This is a genomic window from Sphingorhabdus sp. (assembly GCF_050921905.1).
Taxonomy (GTDB): domain Bacteria; phylum Pseudomonadota; class Alphaproteobacteria; order Sphingomonadales; family Sphingomonadaceae; genus Sphingorhabdus_B.
Genome location: NZ_CP050888.1, coordinates 762,597 through 782,089, shown reverse-complemented (window position 1 = coordinate 782,089; position 19,493 = coordinate 762,597). Strand labels below are relative to the sequence as shown.

The 19,493-nt window shown below is 54.7% G+C and carries 17 protein-coding genes and 2 pseudogenes; 9 read left to right on the top strand and 10 right to left on the bottom strand.

Translation table 11 applies throughout. The features are described 5' to 3' along the window. Positions 1-7 precede the first annotated feature (7 nt). From moaB to HEQ18_RS03770, 3 genes are read right to left on the bottom strand one after another with little or no spacing between them, the layout of a single operon-like run. Entirely contained in the window at positions 8-535 is a 528-nt protein-coding gene (gene moaB, locus HEQ18_RS03780) for a molybdenum cofactor biosynthesis protein B (RefSeq protein ID WP_432815578.1), read from the bottom strand. Beyond that, positions 522-2,276 carry a lytic transglycosylase domain-containing protein gene (locus tag HEQ18_RS03775; protein ID WP_432815577.1) on the bottom strand — a complete coding sequence of 585 codons (1,755 nt, stop codon included), beginning with the start codon at positions 2,274-2,276 and terminating at the stop codon, positions 522-524. Before HEQ18_RS03775 ends, moaB begins: the two co-directional genes overlap by 14 nt. Beyond that, the gene (locus HEQ18_RS03770; protein WP_432815576.1) at positions 2,273-3,025 is read right to left on the bottom strand and encodes a uracil-DNA glycosylase family protein; all 753 of its coding nucleotides are present in this window, start codon (positions 3,023-3,025) and stop codon (positions 2,273-2,275) included. The genes HEQ18_RS03775 and HEQ18_RS03770 overlap by 4 nt, the downstream gene beginning before the upstream one ends. A 114-nt stretch (positions 3,026-3,139) precedes the next feature. Between HEQ18_RS03770 and HEQ18_RS03765 the strand changes: the two genes are divergently transcribed. From HEQ18_RS03765 to HEQ18_RS03740, 6 genes are read left to right on the top strand one after another with little or no spacing between them, the layout of a single operon-like run. Then, on the top strand, positions 3,140-4,780 hold the full coding sequence (locus HEQ18_RS03765; protein WP_432815575.1) for a 4Fe-4S dicluster domain-containing protein: 1,641 nt from the start codon (positions 3,140-3,142) through the stop codon (positions 4,778-4,780). Between the two features lie 44 nt (positions 4,781-4,824). Next, positions 4,825-5,652 (top strand): 4-(cytidine 5'-diphospho)-2-C-methyl-D-erythritol kinase, encoded by an 828-nt coding sequence (locus tag HEQ18_RS03760; RefSeq protein ID WP_432815574.1) that lies wholly within the window; start codon positions 4,825-4,827, stop codon positions 5,650-5,652. Next, a complete protein-coding gene (locus tag HEQ18_RS03755) occupies positions 5,649-6,386 on the top strand; it encodes an N-formylglutamate amidohydrolase (RefSeq protein ID WP_432815573.1) in 738 nt (245 codons plus the stop codon). Before HEQ18_RS03760 ends, HEQ18_RS03755 begins: the two co-directional genes overlap by 4 nt. Positions 6,387-6,421: 35 nt before the next feature. Continuing rightward, positions 6,422-8,143 carry a dihydroxy-acid dehydratase gene (gene ilvD, locus HEQ18_RS03750; RefSeq protein ID WP_432815572.1) on the top strand — a complete coding sequence of 574 codons (1,722 nt, stop codon included), beginning with the start codon at positions 6,422-6,424 and terminating at the stop codon, positions 8,141-8,143. Beyond that, positions 8,124-8,555: a hypothetical protein gene (locus HEQ18_RS03745; RefSeq protein ID WP_397604527.1), complete on the top strand. Its 432-nt coding sequence runs from the start codon at positions 8,124-8,126 to the stop codon at positions 8,553-8,555. The genes ilvD and HEQ18_RS03745 overlap by 20 nt, the downstream gene beginning before the upstream one ends. A 36-nt stretch (positions 8,556-8,591) precedes the next feature. Next, positions 8,592-9,788 carry a class I SAM-dependent RNA methyltransferase gene (locus HEQ18_RS03740; protein ID WP_432815571.1) on the top strand — a complete coding sequence of 399 codons (1,197 nt, stop codon included), beginning with the start codon at positions 8,592-8,594 and terminating at the stop codon, positions 9,786-9,788. Here the strand turns inward: HEQ18_RS03740 and HEQ18_RS03735 are convergent. The 5 genes from HEQ18_RS03735 to HEQ18_RS03715 form a co-directional block, all read right to left on the bottom strand. Next, positions 9,782-10,225: an MAPEG family protein gene (locus HEQ18_RS03735; RefSeq protein WP_432815570.1), complete on the bottom strand. Its 444-nt coding sequence runs from the start codon at positions 10,223-10,225 to the stop codon at positions 9,782-9,784. The two genes, HEQ18_RS03740 and HEQ18_RS03735, sit on opposite strands and share 7 nt — an antisense overlap. Positions 10,226-10,238: 13 nt before the next feature. Next, positions 10,239-10,667: an MAPEG family protein gene (locus HEQ18_RS03730; RefSeq protein WP_432815569.1), complete on the bottom strand. Its 429-nt coding sequence runs from the start codon at positions 10,665-10,667 to the stop codon at positions 10,239-10,241. Positions 10,668-10,735: 68 nt separating this feature from the next. After that, positions 10,736-11,941, bottom strand: coding sequence for a type III PLP-dependent enzyme (locus HEQ18_RS03725; RefSeq protein WP_432815568.1), 1,206 nt, complete (start codon positions 11,939-11,941; stop codon positions 10,736-10,738). Positions 11,942-12,068: 127 nt separating this feature from the next. After that, positions 12,069-13,223: a carboxynorspermidine decarboxylase gene (locus tag HEQ18_RS03720; RefSeq protein ID WP_296198038.1), complete on the bottom strand. Its 1,155-nt coding sequence runs from the start codon at positions 13,221-13,223 to the stop codon at positions 12,069-12,071. A gap of 148 nt (positions 13,224-13,371) precedes the next feature. Next, positions 13,372-14,580, bottom strand: coding sequence for a saccharopine dehydrogenase family protein (locus HEQ18_RS03715; RefSeq protein WP_432815567.1), 1,209 nt, complete (start codon positions 14,578-14,580; stop codon positions 13,372-13,374). 54 nt (positions 14,581-14,634) lie between these two features. Here HEQ18_RS03715 and HEQ18_RS03710 point away from each other — a divergent pair, with 54 nt between their 5' ends. After that, positions 14,635-15,621, top strand: coding sequence for a threonine ammonia-lyase (locus HEQ18_RS03710; RefSeq protein WP_432815566.1), 987 nt, complete (start codon positions 14,635-14,637; stop codon positions 15,619-15,621). Here the strand turns inward: HEQ18_RS03710 and hemA are convergent. Together hemA and HEQ18_RS03700 are read right to left on the bottom strand one after the other, a co-directional pair. Further along, a pseudogene (gene hemA, locus HEQ18_RS03705) lies at positions 15,609-16,830 on the bottom strand (5-aminolevulinate synthase). The gene HEQ18_RS03710 and the pseudogene hemA overlap by 13 nt on opposite strands. 160 nt (positions 16,831-16,990) lie before the next feature. Further along, a pseudogene (locus HEQ18_RS03700) lies at positions 16,991-17,704 on the bottom strand (glutamate racemase). 95 nt (positions 17,705-17,799) lie between these two features. On the opposite strand from HEQ18_RS03700, the gene plsY reads away from it, so the two are divergent. After that, on the top strand, positions 17,800-18,378 hold the full coding sequence (plsY, locus tag HEQ18_RS03695; protein WP_432815952.1) for a glycerol-3-phosphate 1-O-acyltransferase PlsY: 579 nt from the start codon (positions 17,800-17,802) through the stop codon (positions 18,376-18,378). Positions 18,379-18,401: 23 nt separating this feature from the next. Further along, positions 18,402-19,481, top strand: a complete 1,080-nt coding sequence (dprA, locus tag HEQ18_RS03690; RefSeq protein WP_432815565.1) for a DNA-processing protein DprA — start codon at positions 18,402-18,404, stop codon at positions 19,479-19,481. The last annotated feature ends 12 nt before the right edge of the window (positions 19,482-19,493 follow it).

Below are 19,493 nucleotides of genomic sequence, written 5' to 3'. Positions count from 1 at the left end.
ATTTAAATTACATTTCGCGTACGCGCGGCATCAATTCCACAAAATTGCAGGGACGATGGCGGCTATCGAGTTGATGAACCAAAATCTGGTCCCAACCGTCTTTAACTGCGCCGTTTGAACCGGGAAGGGCAAAAATATACGTCCCGCCCGCCAGCACGGCGCAGGCGCGCGACTGTATGGTGGATGTGCCTATGCTTGCGAAGCTTAACAAGCGGAACAGTTCGCCGAAGCCAGGGATATCCTTGGTCTTTACACGGTCCAAAGCTTCGGGTGTCACGTCGCGTCCGGTTAACCCGGTGCCACCGGTTGAGATGACAACATCGACGTGATCGTCGTCGATCCAATTATGCAGCCGTGCAATGATTGAAGCGGCATCGTCGCGCAAAATAGCGCGATCAGCGATCTTGTGTCCAGCGGCGACTATCCGTTCTGCCAAAATATCGCCGCTGGAGTCGTTTTCGATTCCACGGGTGTCGGACACCGTCAGGAGCGCGATGTTTACCGGCTTGAACGCCCTGTTTTCATCGAGCGGCAATGACGCCCCCTGTTATCCTGCGCGCGGTGACGGTGCCATTAGCATCGGGAAATTTTGGCCACATATACTGGGCTAGGCCCTTCAAGCTTCCCGACGCCTTGTTTGCACGCATCTCGTAAATCCAGTAATTTCGCAGAATTATAGCTACATAACCGCGCGTTTCCCAATAAGGGATAGATTCAATGAACAGCAGCGGGTCACCATTATCGCGTACTTCGCTATTCCACCGTATCACCGGAGCCGGCCCCGCATTATAGGCCGCGATCACCTTAGGCAAAAACCCGCCCGTCGCGGGTAAATCGCGCAGCTTTTCCAAATAGGACTGGCCATATTCCAAATTGATCGTCGGGCGGTCCAATTCGGATGCCGTGAAGAACGCACCGCGCGCCCGTGCAAGGTCCTGAGCGGTTCCGGGACGCACCTGCATGAGGCCGCGTGCACCAGCAGGGCTGATCACGTCGGTACGGAAATTGGATTCTTGTAACGTGTGGGCATAGACCAATGATGGCGTGACGCGCCAGCCACCGGTTGGTTGCCAATTGGGCAGGGGGTAACGTGCCATAATGTTGCTCTGGTCACGTGATGGACCATAATGGCCCAACCAAAATTGCGTTGAAGCTAAGTTCAACGCGCCCGCCAATTGCGCGAGGTTTGTATGCTGCCGCGCATCGCCAATTCTTGCCTGATGGCGCAGTGCCTGATCTGCCAACTTGTTCTGACCAATTTCTGTCAGGGATACCGCCAAAATCGCGTTTTGCTGCTCTTTCAAGCTCGCCCAATCTAGCTTGACGACTTTCGCTACCTTGCGCACGATCGGTTCCATGCCAAGCGCTTCGCTGGCGAGTAAGCCGTAAAAGGTCTCTGACAGTTGCGCCGCCTTTTGCATCTTGGTCTGAATATATTGCGGTTGTTTTGCGGCCATGGCCGCGCGTGCGCCCCAGAAGAGCCCTGCGGCCCTTAAATCATCGTTACTAGCCAAGCGGGCAACATCGTCAAAGGCGTCATAGGCAGCGGCATAATCACCCAGCCGCCAAGAAGAGAGGCCAAGTACCCAGGCGGCCTGCGTGCCCCATTCTCCACCGGCAACATGCGCGACCGCAGAAACACGCTTTGCGGATGCATCGTCATTTTCGATATAATAAGACCATGCCACACGATAGCGTAATTCCGTCAGCGCTTCGGGTGACAGTTCCAATGCTTTGCTTTCCAAAAACTGTTCGGCGGCAAAAGATTGGTCATTTTTAATGAAAACCTGCAATTCGGCACGTACGCTATCGCTTGCCTTACTTGCGGGCAAATCCCTTTTTGGTGCGCCACCTAGCCATGAAAAGCGGCGGATACCCGGCCGATTGGGAACCATCTCCAGACCGCGCTTACGTGCCATAGTCGCCAATTGTTCAGCCTGCGGCAAATAAGGTGCAGCCTCAAGCAGGGCTTGCAACTGCGCTGCCTCCACCTTTGGGCTATTGGGTGCGACATATAATTCCGCGCGCGCCATTGCGGACATGGGGCCCTGGGGCGCTGCATCAATCATGCGTGAAGCCTCGTCCCATTTTTCCGCACGGATAGCTTCGTAGATCGCAGTGAAAACGGCTTTTTCTTGTGCGCTAAGAACATGGGGTGCCGGCTGAGCGGGGACAATTGCGCGAAATCCATCGCTTGTGTTTGCGTGCGCCGTCGCAATGGGGGCGCAAGCCAGCGCAAAAGCCAGCCATTTCCAATTACATATTCTTTTGCTCATTGGAGCACCCTTTTCGCAAACATCTGCAAATCCCTCCATGCATGCTTTTTCATGGCAGGTCGCGCAATAAGGGTTCGCGGATGAAATGTCGCCAGCGTTGTTATGTTGAGGCCATCATGATTAACATTTCGTAACTCCGCCCGTGCGTTCATCAATTCTTCGCCTAACAGAGCCTTGCATGCGGCGGAACCGAGTATCACCAAAGATTTAGGTCTAATCAGTTGTATCTGATGCAGCATAAACGCGGCGAGGGCGGGCAAGTCGTTTTCAGGAACCTCCGCTGTTGACGGCATGCTCGTCGCCAACCATGTGCAATAACATAGTGCTGTATCGATCCCGATTGCGGCAAGCATCCGATGCACAAGAGCCGCATTCAAGGACGTCGAGGTTTCTGGCGTAGGCAATATATCTGGCAGATCCGAAATAATCATCACCTCGCAACTAACCGGGCCAACAGGCGGAAAGCGGACGGGACCATAAGCATATCCGGGCAGGGGGGCACCACCGACCACCATCTCGCGAAGGGTGGCAATATCATTGGGCCAGATGATGTTGGGCGTCGCAGGCGGCTCTGCCTGTTTTTTCTCGGTAGCGGCAACGACGGGTGCATTCGGGGACGTATCGACAGCATCCTGCGCTAGCAAATCCGACGTGCTTTCGCGCACAGCCGAATCAACCCCAGCCAGTTCCCACCAACCAGATAATGATTCAACCACAGCAAATGCGGTAATTTTTCCCCGATCCTCCATAAATCCCTTCAGTCACCAGTTGACGGCAGGGTCAATTGCTTGGCATGGCAATTTCCACGAGCTGTTCGGTTATCGGGATGGCCTGAATTATCTGCCGGGTAAAGGATAAAGGCAATGAGCGAGCGTGAGTCGATGCCCTATGATGTTGTTATTGTTGGCGCGGGGCCAGCGGGACTTTCGGCCGCAATCCGCATAAAACAATTATCCCCCGATACCAGCGTCTGCATCCTTGAAAAGGGTTCCGAGGTGGGCGCGCATATATTGTCCGGTGCGGTCATTGATCCCAAGGCGCTTGACGAGCTGCTGCCTGACTGGCGCAAGTTGGGCTGTTCGCTGGTCGATACGCCGGTCAATGACAATCAGCACTGGCTTTTGACCAAGACTGGCAAGTTCAACATACCGCATTTCCTGATGCCCGGTTTCATGCATAACAAGGGCACATATACCGGCTCGCTTGGTAATGTGTGCCGCTGGTTGGCGGGGCAGGCTGAAAATCTGGGTGTAGAAATTTTCCCCGGTTTTTCGGCCGCAGAAATTCTTTACAACGCCGATGGCTCGGTCAGGGGTGTCGCGACGGGCGATATGGGCATTGCGCGCGATGGCAGCCATAAAGACGATTATATGCGCGGCATGGAATTGCATGCAAAATATACATTCTTTGCCGAAGGCGTGCGAGGTCATCTCACCAAATTGCTCAAACCGCAATTTGCGCTGGATAAGGATTGTGAGCCGCAGGTTTACGGCATTGGCATTAAAGAATTGTGGGACATTCCGCCCGAGCAGCATTCTGCCGGACGCGTAATCCACAGCCAGGGCTGGCCGTTGACGGATGCCAATGGCGGCGCGTTTTTATACCATCATGCGAACAATCAAGTTGCCTTGGGTTTTGTTGTTTGGCTCAATTATTCAAATCCTTATTTGTCACCCTTCGAAGAGTTTCAGCGTTGGAAAACGCATCCTGAGATTAAGAAGATACTCGCCGGTGGTCGCCGTGTTTCTTATGGCGCACGCGCGATTAGCGACGGCGGTTGGCAGTCGGTGCCTGAACTTGCATTCCCTGGCGGCGCGTTGATCGGGTGTTCGGCCGGATTCGTAAACGTGCCGCGGATCAAGGGCACGCATACGGCGATGAAATCCGGCATGCTGGCGGCTGAAGCTGCGGTGGAAGCGCTGGCTGCGGGCCGCGAACATGACGCGCTCACTTCATACCAGACAGCCTATGAAAATAGCTGGATTTACAAAGAATTGCGAATGGTACGCAACGTCCTTCCGCTGGTCGAAAAATACGGTAACCTTCTGGGTAGCGCGCTCGCTGGTGTGAACATGTGGCTGGAGAATTTCGGCATACGCATGCCATTCACCATGAAGCACCATCCGGACCACAAGGCGCTGAAAAAGAAAAATGCGGCTGAACGTATTGAATATCCAAAGCCCGATGGCGTGTTCAGCTTCGACCGTCTGTCGTCGGTTTTTCTGTCAAACACCAACCATGCCGAAGACCAGCCAGTTCATTTGCAGGTCAAAGACATGGACCTTCAGAAAAACAGCGAGTTTATGGAGTTTGCTGGGCCATCAGCGCGCTATTGTCCCGCAGGAGTGTATGAGTGGATTGAAGAAGAGGGTAAGGATGCCCGCTATCAAATCAATTCGCAAAACTGCGTTCATTGTAAGACTTGCGATATCAAGGACCCGAACCAGAATATCAATTGGGTGACGCCAGAGGGCGGCGGTGGGCCTAACTACCCCAATATGTAATCAGGGTGGCGCATTGGTCGCCACCGGGGGGTTAAGGTCTAATCGTGGAATATTCTGAAACAGCCTTTGCAAAGATAAACCTTGCCTTGCACGTCAGGAGACGGCGGGCTGATGGCTATCATGACATCGAAACGCTGTTCGCCTTTGTGCAGGACGGCGACATTCTTACTGCAAACTTTGCAGATGCGCTGAGTCTAGAGATTGATGGCCCCTTTGGCCCCGGTCTAAAGGCGGATGAAAGCAATTTGGTGCTGAAAACGGCCTTGTCCTTACAGGCGCACTTTGGGGTTACGCAAGGTGCAGCGATCCGGCTCGACAAAAGATTGCCGATTGCCTCTGGTATTGGCGGTGGATCCGCGGACGCAGCAGCCACCGCAAGGCTACTTAACCAGCTTTGGGGGTTGGATGCGACCGAACAGGAGCTGGCCGATATCCTCGCGCCATTGGGGGCCGACATTCCCGCATGTATATTCAGTCGCCCGAGTTTTGGCAGCGGCACCGGAACCGCGCTGGCATTTTTGGACGATAGCAACATCGCCGCGCGGCATGTGTTATTGGTAAACCCGCTTCAATCCGTTTCTACAGCGGCGATATTCAACGCATGGAGCGGCGTTGACGGCGGCGAAGTTGATCGTGGGGATATTTGGGACGCTGCGATTACAGGGCAAAATGACCTTGAACCAATTGCTGCGGCGATTTGCCCCGCTATTTCGGACATTCTGGACCGACTGTCGCGGGCAGCCCCTGCCTTGGCGCGCATGTCTGGTTCTGGGGCGACTTGCTTTGCCTTGTTTGAAGATGCAGCAGCCCTTGAGACCGCAAGAGCAACGCTTGATCCGCATTGGTGGTCGATAGCCACTATGCTGCGATGAACGAGGCTCCGTTCGCAATATTGGGAACGCCGCAGAAAGGTGGGTTTCTCATAATCGGGGACCACGCGTCGAACCGCGTCCCCGAAGATGTTGATCTCGGCATCGACCCGGCGCTTCTTAGCGCCCATATTGCGTGGGACATTGGCGTCGCCGAGGTTGCGCGCTTGATCATACAGGACGCGCGCTTTGCGGCCTATCTGGGTGGGTATTCGCGCCTGGTTGTCGACTTAAACCGCGATGCGCATGATGCCGCGGCGATCCCCACGCACAGCGACGGTGTGGTCATTCCCGGCAACGACCTTGGGCCTAAGGAGGAAGAGGAACGGCTGGAACGCTTTTTTTGGCCATATCACACATATTTGGCGCAGTTGCTGTCGCAACACCGTCCGGCCCTTATTTTATCGCTCCACAGCTTCACGCCAGCCCTTGAGAGCACACCACAAGAGGTTCGTCCTTGGGAATTTGGGGTTTTGTATAATGAACAGGAAAAGGCATCAAAATTGGCGATCCCTTTTCTTGAAAACGCAGGATATATTGTTGGCGACCAGCTTCCTTATTCCGGCAAACTGCTGAACGCGACGATGAACCGACATGCCGAAGCCAATAACATCCCCTATATCGGCATCGAGATGCGGCAGGATGTATCAAGCGACCCCGATGGCCAAGCAAGATATGCACGCACATTGGCAGAAATGTGCCATTTTGTGTCGGAACAGCTTGGCTTATCCATATAAAAAGGCTTAAAGCATTGGGCTTAACGGAGGTCAGTATGCCAAACCAGTTCGACAAGTCCAAATTGCCAAGCCGCCATGTGTCTGTAGGGCCCGAACGCGCCCCGCATCGCAGCTATTATTATGCAATGGGTCTGACTGCAGAAGAAATCGCGCGGCCTTTTGTTGGCGTGGTCTCCGCTGGAAATGACAGCGCCCCGTGCAACACGACATTGGATGCGCAGGCCGATATCGCGCGCGTGGGCGTGGAGCAGGGCGGCGGAATGCCGCGTCGTTTCAATACCATCACCGTGACCGACGGCATCGCCATGGGGCATCAGGGGATGAAATCGTCACTCGTCAGCCGCGAAGTCATTGCGGATTCGGTGGAGCTTTCGGTGCGTGGTCACTGCTATGACGCGCTTGTGGGCTTTGCGGGATGCGACAAGTCGCTGCCCGGCATCATGATGGCGATGTTGCGTCTAAACGTGCCATCGATCTTTGTATATGGCGGCTCCATTCTGCCCGGTCGTTACAACAACAAAGACGTGACGGTTAAGGACGTGTTTGAAATCGTCGGCAAATACGCGGCGGGCGCTTGCCCTTTATCGGAATTGGAAGAACTTGAGCGCGTAGCGTGCCCCGGTCATGGGGCATGTGGCGGGCAATATACCGCGAACACCATGGCCTGCGTTGCAGAAGCGATTGGTCTTTCGTTGCCCAACAGCAACATGGCACCAGCGCCCTATTCCACCCGCGACCAAATCGCGCATGCGGCGGGCGTTCAAGTCATGGAATTGCTCGCACGCAATATCAGACCACGTGACATATGTACACGCGAAGCCTTTGTTAACGCAGCACGAATTGTTGCTGCGACGGGTGGATCAACCAACGGCGCTTTGCATTTGCCCGCCATGGCGCATGAGGCCGGTATTGATTTCGATTTGTTCGATGTGGCTAATGCATTTAAGACCACACCATATATGGCCGATCTCCAACCCGGCGGCCAGTTTGTCGCGCGCGACATGTATGATGCTGGCGGTGTCTACATGCTAATGAAGTCCTTGCTGGCTGAGGGGCTGTTGTATGGTGATTGCATGACTGTTACGGGCAAAACACTTGGCGAAAATATCGACCAAATCACGTGGAACCCGGATCAAAAGGTCATCTATCCCGCAACCGCACCCATAACCCCCACTGGCGGCGTTGTCGGACTTCGCGGTACACTGGCCCCGGAAGGCGCAATTGTGAAAGTTGCTGGCATGGACAGGTTGACTTTCACCGGTCCGGCTCAGGTTTTCGATTGTGAAGAGGATTGCTTTGCGGCGGTTGAGGCAAGGGAAATTCGAGAAGGTTCGGTTATTGTCATCCGCTATGAAGGACCAAGGGGCGGCCCCGGCATGCGCGAAATGTTGTCAACGACTGCCGCTTTATACGGGCAGGGGATGGGCGAAAAAGTTGCGCTTATCACAGATGGTCGCTTTTCTGGCGCAACGCGCGGTTTCTGCATTGGCCATGTTGGACCAGAGGCCGCTTTGGGCGGGCCGATTGCCTTGATCGAGGATGGTGACGAGATCATGATCGACGCCGAAACGGGTGTAATCGATCTGAATGTTGCTAATGAAGTCCTTGAAGAACGTCGTAAGAACTGGAAACCGCGTCAGACGGATTTTCAATCTGGTGCAATCTGGCGTTATGCCCAAAATGTAGGTCCAGCCTATAAAGGTGCAGTGACGCATCCCGGTGGCGCAGCTGAGACGCATGTCTTCGCCGATATCTAATTGGCTGTTTGGCACTTTGCTATTTACCGCCTTGGCAGGCTGCGGAAGCGAAGATAGCGCGTCTCCGCAAAATAAGGTCGGCACCGGACAGAAACCCAAAGCGGATGGCAAAATAGAATGTGCGTTGGCAGGTTCTGCTATTTTCGCGCGCGTCTGCTCCACCGAACAGATTACCGCAAATGGCACTATTATGCTGGTTCTCCGCCACCCCAATGGCGGATTTCGAAGGTTTAATGTTCTCAATAACGGTAGAGGGCTATCTGTAGCGGATGGCTTCGACGAAACGCGCATCAGTCTGCTCGAAGACGGCATGATTGAACTGTCCTCTGGCGACGACAAATACCGGCTGCCCGCGCAATTTGAAAGCACGCCGCCCGTAAATACCAGAGAAATTGCCAAACACGCCAGTTGATTGCTTGTCCCTTCACGGGCATGGGGCGGTATGGAAATGACGGAAAAGATTATCAGGGTCGCGGCACGCGGCGATGGCGTCACTGCAAATGGCCGTTATGTGGCTTTGGCAGCGCCAGGCGACATTGTTGAACCGTCGGGCGGTTTGATACACGGCCCGCACCACGTTACGCCGCCGTGTCAGCACTTTCCGTTGTGCGGTGGTTGCCAGTTGCAGCATCTCGACGAAGACAGCCAGCGCCTGTTTATTGCAGAGCGCGTGACGCATGCCCTTGCCACGCAACAAGTCGACATCGGCGAAGTGATGTCCGTGCATCTGTCGCCGCCAAAGACGCGCCGCCGTATCGCGGTGCGTTCGGCCTGGGCAGGCAAGCAGTTTCAGCTTGGTTTCAGCACAGAGAAAAGCCATCGGATTATCGACTTACGTCAGTGTGATGTCATGGCACCAGAGTTGTTTGCCGTGCTTGCGCCGATGCGGACATTGCTTGAGCCACGGCTAAACCGCGCGCGTCAGGTGCAGATTAAATTGGCGATGGTGGACCAAGGCGTTGACGTTCTCATTGAGAACTGGATCGCAAATGATCTCGATACGCACGAGTTGCTGTCCGAATTCGCCAAAACCCATAATCTCGCGCGGCTGTCGCTCGATGAAGGCTATGGCCCAGTGCCTTTTTACGAGCCAGAGCCTGTCACCGTCACGCTTGGCGGGGTTGCGGTGGGTTATCAACCTTATGGCTTTCTTCAGGCCACAGTCGATGGCGAGGCTGCGTTGGTACATGCGGTGAATGCAATCGTTGGTAGTGATACTATCATCGCCGACCTGTTCGCAGGGTCAGGCACTTTTGCGCTATCGATGGGTGCGGGACGAAAAATTTATGCTGGCGAGGCCGATCTGCAGGCCAGCCTTGCTTTAAAGGCGGCTGCGGGGCGCGCTGGTCGGACCATATTTGCAGAACATAGAGATCTGTTCAGGCGACCACTGACGCCTGAGGAGTTGAATAAGTTTCAGACGGTGGTGCTTGATCCGCCACGTGCCGGCGCAAAGGAGCAAGTGGCGCAGCTTGCAGCGTCTAATGTGGCAAATATTGCCTATGTCAGCTGCAATCCGGCAAGCTTTGCGCGTGACGCGAAAACGCTGATTGCTGCTGGATACAGGTTGCAGCGGATCTGGCCCGTGGGACAGTTCCGCTGGTCAACCCATATCGAGCTAGTAGGCCATTTTAGTCGTCAGTGAAGCAGCACCGACATCACGGCATGCACCACGAGCATCAAGAGTGCGATCGTTGACAACGCAAACAACGCAAAGCGTATAATCACGCGGTTGGACAAAATCTGAACTAAGCTATGTGCGACGCGCAGGCCGACATATGCCCAAGCAATAGTCGCGTTCAAATTGTCACCTTGTCCTACCATCGCCAGCACTAAGCACACCGCATAAAATACTGTAGGTGCTTCGTGTAAGTGATTGTAATTGTCTGCAACCCATGATGCTTTTTCTTCGCCCTTGGCGATAAGAGCATCGCGCAGCGCCCCACCAGTGGACCCGACAACCTTGGTTCCGTCAATGCCTGCACGGCCCATCGCTGGCAGGCGGGTGGCATACATCCATATCCAGATAATCATGGTCCACGCCGCAAGCGCGACAACTGGACCTAAAATTGCGCTTTCCATAAAACTTTCCCCCTTAAATAGTCGCAAGCAACGCCTGTACCGCCAATATAGTCAGGCAGACAGTCGATAGTAAAAAGAACATAAAGCGGATGCTGACGGTATTGACCGTCGCTTGCCATAAGCTGTGAATCACGCGCAAAACGGTGTAGCCCCAAGCGAGCATAACGGACAGGTCCGTTGCGCCGCCGGAGATTGCCAAGATCATGATCGTGGCATAGAAAATCGTCGGTTGCTCCATGAGATGCGCGTAATTGTGGGATTTCCACGCAACTGAGGGAGGTACATTGGAGTCAATATCTTGCCCGCGACCGCCCGGGGCAGCCTTGCCGAGGTCCATGCCAATCTTTGACATCGCCGGAAGCCGCGTCCCCGCCATCCAGAACAGCATTATAAGCGACCAGACCACCAACGCAGCCGCTGGTGCCAAAATAGGCGTATTCATGCAGAAAGTCCTCCCCGTCTATGTAGGTGGAGAGGGTGGTTCACCTCAGATAAATTGTCAAATGTAACTTAGACTTTTGAGCTTTGCGATCGCGTTGCCCGAACGCCTGCATCATTGGCGGGTGCCCAGTCATAAAGCGTTGCCATCGGCTGATCCCCGACAATCAGCGTTTCAGTCTCACCAAAGCCGTTAAACTCTGTCCGCATGGCACAGCCATAGGCGCCGAGCATGCCGATTTCGATATAATCGCCGGCTTGCACATCGTCTGGCAATATGAAAGGTCCGGCCATATGGTCTATATCGTCGCAGGTAGGCCCATAGAAACTGAATTCAGCCATCTGGGTACCAATTGACGTGTCCGAGCGCTGAAGCGCCACAGGGAAGCGCCAGCCGATATGTGCCGCATCAAACAACGACCCATAAGCCCCGTCGTTGATGAATAACTCGCTACCGCGACGCTTCTCGACCTTCACAAGCAGGGACGCATATTCGGCACACAAGGCACGGCCAGGTTCGCACCAAAGTTCCGCAGAGTAGCTAATCGGCAGATCTTCAAAGCAGTTATGAATGACGTCGAAATAGCCCTCAAGCGCGGGAGGCTCCATGCCGGGATAAACCGACGGAAAGCCGCCACCGACGTCTACGATGTCAACCGTGACGGACGCCTCGACAATCGCGGCACGCACATGCTCCATGGCTTCGGCATAGGCTGTTGGCGTCATGGCCTGACTACCAACATGGAAACAGATACCAAGGCTGTCGGCGACCTGACGCGTTGCAACCAACAGGTCGGCAACTTCAGACGGATCAGCGCCAAATTTTGATGCAAGGCTTAGCTTTGCATGCTCAGAGGACACACGAATGCGCACGCACAGTTCAAGGTCAGTCGCGCCATGTGTTGCACGCACGATCTTCTCCAGCTCTTCACGGCTGTCGAGGCTGAATGTGCGGACATTATGGTTGTGATAGGCCTGCGCGATGGCGCGCTCGCTCTTGACCGGATGCATGAAGCACAGCTTCGCATCGGGCAGAAATTTGTGGACCAACCGGACTTCACCCAAGGATGCAACATCATAATGGGTGATGCCAGCTTCCCAAAGAGTTTCGAGCAACGCGGGTGACGGGTTCGCTTTGACGGCATAAAGCGATTGACCCTGAAACTTCTCAACGAAGAAACGAGCAGCGCGCGCAGCAGTATGTGGGCGAAGGAGCGTGATTGGTTCGTCCGGGCGAAGGGCGCGGACTACAGCAAGTGCGTCAGTGTTCTCGTACAATTCAAGGGACCCCCAAAAGATAAATTGAAACAACAAGGCTGCCTTGCGGTTATTGGAAGTCCCCCTGGGGCAGCGGAGGAGCGCCTTAGGAAATGCTGGGACAGTTGTAAAGTGATTCGTTCACGGCCTAGCTCAGGCGGTCGCGGAACGCGGTCCAATCGAAAGAACGGACGCATTCCAGTGCATCGCTATCGCTATTCCACAACCAGAGCGATGGCAACGGCACGCCGTTAAACGTGTTCGTTTTCACCATGGAATAATGCGCCTGATCAAGGAAGGCAAAACGCGCTCCGGGCTCTGCTGGAACAGGCAACACATAATCGCCGATAATGTCCCCGGCGAGGCAAGATGGCCCTCCCAGACGCACAGGAGAGCCTTCTGAGCGCTCTCCTAGCATCGCAGGTCGATAGGGTGCCTCAATGACGTCAGGCATATGGCAGGTGGCGCTAATATCGGTGATGCCAACCTGCATACCGTTTTCAAAAACGTCGAGCAATTCGCCGACCAATATCCCGGCATCGAGCGCGATGGCTTCGCCGGGTTCGAGGTAGACGTCGAGGCCCGTTTCAGCACGGACGTCTTGAATGAACGCGACCAGTTCATCCCGTTGATAATCGGCGCGCGTGATATGGTGACCACCACCGAAGTTGAGCCAGCTTAATTGCCCAAAATAAGGCGCAATGTGCGGTTTCAGCGTTTCCCAAGTGCGCTTGAGCGGTTCGAAATCCTGTTCACATAAGGTGTGAAAATGGAGACCTGATACGCCTTTGAGATGTTCTGCCTTCAACTGGCTAATCGGAAAGCCAAGCCGCGATCCCGGCGAGCAGGGATCATATTTCGCGACTTCGCCCTCGGCATGTTCCGGGTTGATGCGAAGGCCGACATCGACGCTGTCATTCAGGAACGGCGCAAAACGTGTGTGCTGCGATGGGCTGTTGAAAATGACATGGTCGGAAATGGCCACGATTTCGGCCATATCAGCCTCTTTATAACCAGCGCAATAGGTCGCTATTTCGCCCTTATAATAATCCCGCGCGAGACGCGATTCCCAAAGGCCCGAACTGCATACACCATCCAGATATTCGCCGATGATCGGCGCGACCTTCCACATGGAAAAAGCCTTCATCGCGCACAATATCTTAGCACCCGAACGCAGTTTGACGTCGGCCAAAATGGCAAGATTCCGCCGCAACGCGACCTCATCCACCACAAAGGCAGGCGAGGGTACGCGGTGAAGGTCAAAATGGGCAAATGCCCCGGGGTCGCCAGCCTTGGTTTCCATGTCATTATTCACCGCTGCATCAAACCACCGACGTCATGCTGAACTTGTTTCAGCATCTATCGTGCCACGCGGACCGAAGGATTGAGAGAAAAAATGGACCCTGAAACAAGTTCAGGGTGACGATCAAATTTTAACGTTCCGTCCGGAATTAAAAGCCCAAAGGCCCGTCCAGTTCCTTCACCTGCCACGGCAGACCATGCGCGTTGAGCATGTCCATGAACGGATCGGGGTCAAACTGTTCAATATTCCACACGCCAGCGCCCGACCATTTGCCCGTGAGCAGCATCGCTGCGCCGATCATCGCCGGAACGCCTGTGGTGTAACTGACGGCTTGGTTGCCGGTTTCGGCGTACGCATCCTCATGGTCACAGATATTATAGATGTAGAGCGTCTTTTCTTTGCCGTCTTTGCCAATACCAGTGGCGATGCAGCCAATGTTGGTCTTGCCCTTGGTCGTCGGGCCAAGCGAGGCGGGTTCAGGCAATACAGCCTTGAGGAATTGCAGCGGGATGATTTCCTTGCCTTCATACCACACAGGGTCAATCCGCGTCATGCCGACCGCCTGAAGCACGTTCAGATGCATGATATATGCATCGCCAAAGGTCATCCAGAAACGGATGCGCTTGATTTCGGGAAGATGTGTTTTGAGGCTTTCGATTTCCTCATGATACATCAGATACATATTCTTGGGTCCAACCGCTTCAAAGTCGAAGCTTTGTTTTACCGACATCGCCGGGGTTTCGACCCAGTTGCCATTTTCCCAATGCCGCGCGACGGCGGTGACTTCGCGAATGTTGATTTCGGGGTTGAAGTTGGTGGCAAAGGCCTGACCATGGTCGCCGCCATTGCAATCCAATATGTCGAGCGTATCAATGCGGTCGAAATAATGCTTTTTCAGATAGGTCGTGAACACGCTGGTGACGCCGGGGTCAAAACCCGAACCCAATAAAGCGGTGAGGCCCGCTTCCTTGTAACGATCCTGATACGCCCACTGCCAATGATATTCGAACTTCGCGACATCCAACGGCTCGTAATTTGCCGTATCCATATAATGCACACCAGCGGCCAGACATGCATCCATGATGTTGAGGTCTTGGTAAGGCAAAGCAAGGTTTACGACCAGTTCTGGCTTGATCTGGTTCAACAATGCTTTGGTCGCAGGCACGTCATCGGCATCAAGGCCAAAGGTGTCGATGTCGACGCCCGTGCGTTCCTTGACCGATGCGGCAATCGCATCGCATTTCGACTTGGTGCGGCTTGCGAGGCTGATATGGCTAAAGATATCCGCGTTCATGGCCATTTTATGGACCGCAACCGACCCCACGCCGCCTGCGCCAATAACCAATATCTTGCTCATCTTCTGTTTCCTCTTATCAGAGATTCGTTCAGCGCACGCATATAGGGGGCTTTTATGACAGAACAAGAATTGGCTGCGGCCCGCAAAACACCAACGCACGAGGGCGTATGGCGGGCGATGGCCAAAATTTCCGATATTCTGCCCAAAACACCATTGCTACCACTTGAGGTGGACGGCGTAACCATCTGGTGCAAGGCGGAAATGCTTCAGCCCATTGGCGCTTTCAAGATACGCGGCGCGTGGCATCGGCTGTCCGACCTGAACGAAGAAGAACGCGCGCGGGGTGTTGTTGGCGTTTCTAGTGGAAACCATGCACAAGGCGTTGCTTGGGCGGCGAAGAAGCTTGGAATATCGGCGACGATTGTCATGCCATCCAATGCGCCACGTATGAAGCTGGAGGCGACGAAGGCGCTTGGCGCAGACGTGGTTCTTTACGATCGTGCCACCGAATCGCGCGACGAAATCGCCGCTGGGTTGATTGCCAAAAGCGGCGCAACATTGGTGCACGCATTTGGCGATCCGTGGGTCATTGAAGGGCAGGGGACGGCTGGGATCGAAATCACGGAACAACTTCAGCGTTTCGGCTTGTCCGGGCCGGATATGATTATTTCGTGCTGCGGCGGCGGTGGTTTGGCATCCGGCCTTGCGCTGGCGTGTCCGGACGCAGAAATCGCCATTGTTGAGCCTGAAGGATGGGATGACATCATTCGTTCACTTGACGCTGATGAAATTTTGCCTGTCAAAGACCTCACGCACCCAACCTATTGTGACGCACTTCAAACGCCGCAAACTTATCCTGTGAATTTTGAGATTTTACGAAGCCGCGTGTCTCAGGGTGTTTCGGTCACGACCGACGAAGTGGCGACCGCGATGCGCGTGGTTTTTGAAAAGCTGCACCTCGTTGTGGAACCAGGCGGCGCAGTTGCGCTGGCTGCTATGCTTGCAGGTAAAATTCAACCAAAAGGCGTGACTGCCGTAACCTTGTCAGGCGGAAACGTGGATCGGGAACTGTTCGTGAAGTTGCTTGCTCAGGCCGCCTGAGCGACCGGCATTTCCATGCGGCCCCATATTTCCAACAACGCCGCAGTCAAATCGCGCATCATGCCCTCATCATGTTGAGGCCCTGGTGTGAAGCGTAACCGTTCCGTGCCGCGTGGCACTGTCGGATAATTGATCGGCTGCACATATACGCCATATTCGGCGAGCAATATATCGCTGATTTTTTTGGCTTTAACGGGATCGCCAACCATCAACGGTACGATATGCGTGTTGCTTAACATCACGGGCAGGCCTGCGTCGGCAAACAAGCTTTTTCAGCATAGCAGCATTGGCTTGTTGCGCATCGCGCTCTACGCTTGAAGCCTTCAAATGGCGCACAGCGGCCAATACGCCTGCAACCAAAACGGGCGACAAGGATGTCGTGAAAATGAAGCCAGGTGCGTAAGAACGGATCACATCAATGATATTCTGGTCCGCTGCGATATAGCCGCCCATAACGCCGAACGCTTTGCCAAGCGTGCCTTCGATAATGGTCACACGGTCCGCCACCGCATCACGTTCTGAAATGCCGCCGCCACGCGGGCCATACATGCCCACGGCGTGAACTTCGTCACAATAGGTCAGGGCGTTATATTTGTCGGCAAGATCGCATACCGCGCCAATGGGGGCAACGTCGCCGTCCATCGAATAGACGCTTTCAAAGGCAATTAGTTTCGGTGCCTCTGGATCATCTGCTGCGAGCAATTCTTCAAGATGTGCCAAGTCATTGTGCCGCCAAACACGCTTTTCACAACCTGCGTTGCGGATGCCAGCGATCATCGACGCGTGGTTCAATTCGTCCGAATAAATGATGCAGCCCGGCAGCACTTTGGCGAGCGTTGACAAAGTCGCGTCGTTCGAAACATAGCCTGAAGTGAACAGCAACGCGCCATCCTTGCCATGTAGGTCCGCAAGCTCCTGCTCAAGTTCGACATGGTAATGGGTGTTTCCGCCGATGTTGCGTGTTCCGCCAGAACCGGCACCCACATCATGCAAAGCGTTTTCCATGGCGCTGATAACGTGGGGATTCTGGCCCATGCAGAGATAATCATTAGAGCACCAGACGGTGATATTCTTTGGGCCGTTATGACCAGCAAAGCAGCGCGCGTTGGGATAGCTACCCTTGTTCCGAAGTATATCAATGAATACGCGATAGCGTCCCTCGGCATGAAGCCGATCAATCGCCTTTTCGAAAATAGCGTTATAATTCACGGATATTAACCCCGGTTTGAAACCACCCTCGTGGCAATTCGACCCCCAATAATCGCGGGCAATGCAAAAATCCAGCGCGAACGACTTGCAATAAGCGTCATTCTGGTTCGGTTATAACGATATTTTCGCTTACAGTTATTTTCGTTTACAGCGATGTGATCTACGTCACACCCAAAGAAAATAACGCCGGAAGCAGCGATCCCCACGCGCTGACCTCTCCAGTCGTGACGAATACACCGACAGCGGGCTTTTCGGGCCAGTTTTGATCCTTGGTGAAATGACAGATGCGGCGTGCGATGCCGGCTGCGCCATCGACAAACCGCATATGCGGAGCAGCGGCCAATAACTCCTCTTCTACCACAGGAAAATGCGTGCAGCCAAGTACAGTCACGTCAAGGCGTTCACCAAAGGGTTGTTCGATCAAGCCAGCCATCGCTCTGGCATAAATTGCTGGGTCAACAACTTCGCCGCGCATTTTTGCTTCAGCCGCGCGCACGAGTTCGGGCGCGGCATGGCGCAACAAACCTATGTGCGGGGCATGATCGGCCTGAAGTTCGTCCACATAGACCTAACGGACGGTTGCCGCCGTCCCCAATAGGCCAATGACGCCAGTCTGACTTGCCTCGGCAGCAGGCTTGATCGCGGGAACAGTGCCGACCACGGGCACATTCAAAGCGGCGCGCACATGACCCAGGGCGATAGTTCAGGCGCTGTTGCAGGCAATAATGACAAGGCGCGGCTGATAACGCTCAACCAAGCGGCCAAGCAAGGCTGGCACCAGCGCCGAAATCTCCGCCTCAGTCTTGGTACCGTAAGGTAAGCCCGCATAATCGGCCGCAAACACTATTGGCAGGGGTTGCAGGGCTGCCTGCACGGCCTAGCAAGGCGACGACCTTGAGCCTACGGAACAAAACAGCTACACGATACCGAAATTTGGGGATTCGTGTGGTGAGTGATCTTTGGTTCAACATGTTTGCGGGTCTGTTGCTTGGTTATGCGCTTGGCTCCATCCCCTTCGGTTTGTTGCTCACGCGTTTCTCTGGCGGCGGCGACATAAGGTCCATTGGGTCAGGCAATATTGGCGCGACGAACGTGTTGCGGACTGGCCGTAAAGGGCTTGCTGCGCTGACATTGCTGCTTGATCTGCTGAAAGGGTTTTTTGCGGTCTGGCTGGCCAGTAGCTATCTTCCCGGTGGTGAAATCCTTGCCGCAGCCGGGGCATTTTTCGGCCATCTTTTCCCGGTTTGGCTCCAATTCAAAGGCGGCAAGGGCGTAGCAACTTATGCGGGTATCCTGCTTGGCCTGTTCTGGCAGGGCGGCTTGGTTTACGCGGCCGCTTGGATTGGCGTCTTGCTGATATCCCGGCTATCATCGCTGGCCGGCTTGGTAGCCGCCGTTTGTGCGCCTGTCGCGGCACTCGTTTTTGGTCATTATGAACTTGTGGCGTTGCTCACCGCCTGCTCGTTGATCGTCTTTTGGAAACATCGGGCCAATATAGTAAATCTTATAAACGGCACTGAACCCCGCATTGGCAAAAGCAAAAGTTGATCTTGGGTATGGGGGGGCGCCAAATGCAATTTGATCAGCTTCGCTTGATCCGTTCCCCCAACATCGGTCCCGTCAGCTATCGGCAACTGATGGCGCGTTTTGGAAGCGCGCGGGCCGCGCTGGAGGCTTTACCTGATCTCGTGCGTCGCGGCGGCGGAAAACACGTTGTGCTTGCCAATGAGGCAGCCATTGCGCGGGAGATTCAGTTTGTTCAAGCCTTTGGCGCACGCCATGTTTTCATGGATGACACAGACTACCCCTATTTGCTGTCGCACATGGACAATGCGCCGCCGGTCATCTGCGTGAAGGGCAATCTTGGTTTGTTATCGCGTCCGACGGTGGCCCTTGTCGGCGCGCGTAACGCGTCCGCAGGTGCCTGCCAGTTTGCGCGGCAATTGGCGTTTGAACTCGGCCAAGTGGGTTTATCTGTTGTGTCGGGTCTTGCGCGCGGCATTGATACCGCCGCGCATATAGGCTCTATCGAAGGCGGAACAGTTGCGGTTATCGCTGGCGGTATCGACGTGGTCTATCCGCCCGAAAACCGCGCGCTTCAGGACGCAATTGCCGAGCGCGGGCTTTTGATTGCCGAACAACCGCCAGGCACCGAACCACGCGCAAGGCATTTCCCGTATCGAAACCGGATCATCGCTGGTGCGTCGGCTGGAACGGTGGTGATTGAAGCTGCGCCAAAGTCGGGTTCGCTCATTACCGCGCGCCTGGCGGCGGAGGCCGGGCGTGAGGTTATGGCTATTCCAGGGTCGCCGCTGGATCCACGGTCGCGTGGTTGTAACCAGCTTATCCGTGAGGGCGCAACTTTGGTGCAGAACGCATCGGAGATTGCCGAGCTTATTTCTCCCTTGGACAACCGCATGCTTGCGCCATCTGTTAAATACGAACCGTCGATGACCATGATAGCCGATGACGGCAGCGACACCGAACGCAGCGCAGTCATCGACCTGATGGGCATGACCTATGTTGCGGTCGACGAATTGGTGCGGCAATCCGGCAGCAGTCCATCGACCGTCCAGATGGTGTTGCTCGAATTCGAGCTGGCCGGAAAACTCGAACGCGGGGCAGGTGGGAAGGTCCGCTTGGCGACATAAAACACAGCCGCA

Bases quoted from the DNA above. Each gene is read 5' to 3' on its own strand.
- HEQ18_RS03745 (WP_397604527.1), top strand. From the start codon at position 8,124: ATGTCTTCGCCGATATCTAATTGGCTGTTTGGCACTTTGCTATTTACC.
- HEQ18_RS03755 (WP_432815573.1), top strand. From the start codon at position 5,649: ATGAACGAGGCTCCGTTCGCAATATTGGGAACGCCGCAGAAAGGTGGG.
- HEQ18_RS03775 (WP_432815577.1), bottom strand. From the start codon at position 2,276: ATGAGCAAAAGAATATGTAATTGGAAATGGCTGGCTTTTGCGCTGGCT.
- HEQ18_RS03715 (WP_432815567.1), bottom strand. From the start codon at position 14,580: ATGAGCAAGATATTGGTTATTGGCGCAGGCGGCGTGGGGTCGGTTGCG.
- HEQ18_RS03730 (WP_432815569.1), bottom strand. From the start codon at position 10,667: ATGAATACGCCTATTTTGGCACCAGCGGCTGCGTTGGTGGTCTGGTCG.
- HEQ18_RS03735 (WP_432815570.1), bottom strand. From the start codon at position 10,225: ATGGAAAGCGCAATTTTAGGTCCAGTTGTCGCGCTTGCGGCGTGGACC.
- HEQ18_RS03710 (WP_432815566.1), top strand. From the start codon at position 14,635: ATGACAGAACAAGAATTGGCTGCGGCCCGCAAAACACCAACGCACGAG.
- HEQ18_RS03765 (WP_432815575.1), top strand. From the start codon at position 3,140: ATGAGCGAGCGTGAGTCGATGCCCTATGATGTTGTTATTGTTGGCGCG.
- HEQ18_RS03720 (WP_296198038.1), bottom strand. From the start codon at position 13,223: ATGGAAACCAAGGCTGGCGACCCCGGGGCATTTGCCCATTTTGACCTT.
- ilvD (WP_432815572.1), top strand. From the start codon at position 6,422: ATGCCAAACCAGTTCGACAAGTCCAAATTGCCAAGCCGCCATGTGTCT.
- HEQ18_RS03770 (WP_432815576.1), bottom strand. From the start codon at position 3,025: ATGGAGGATCGGGGAAAAATTACCGCATTTGCTGTGGTTGAATCATTA.
- HEQ18_RS03740 (WP_432815571.1), top strand. From the start codon at position 8,592: ATGACGGAAAAGATTATCAGGGTCGCGGCACGCGGCGATGGCGTCACT.
- dprA (WP_432815565.1), top strand. From the start codon at position 18,402: ATGCAATTTGATCAGCTTCGCTTGATCCGTTCCCCCAACATCGGTCCC.
- plsY (WP_432815952.1), top strand. From the start codon at position 17,800: ATGTTTGCGGGTCTGTTGCTTGGTTATGCGCTTGGCTCCATCCCCTTC.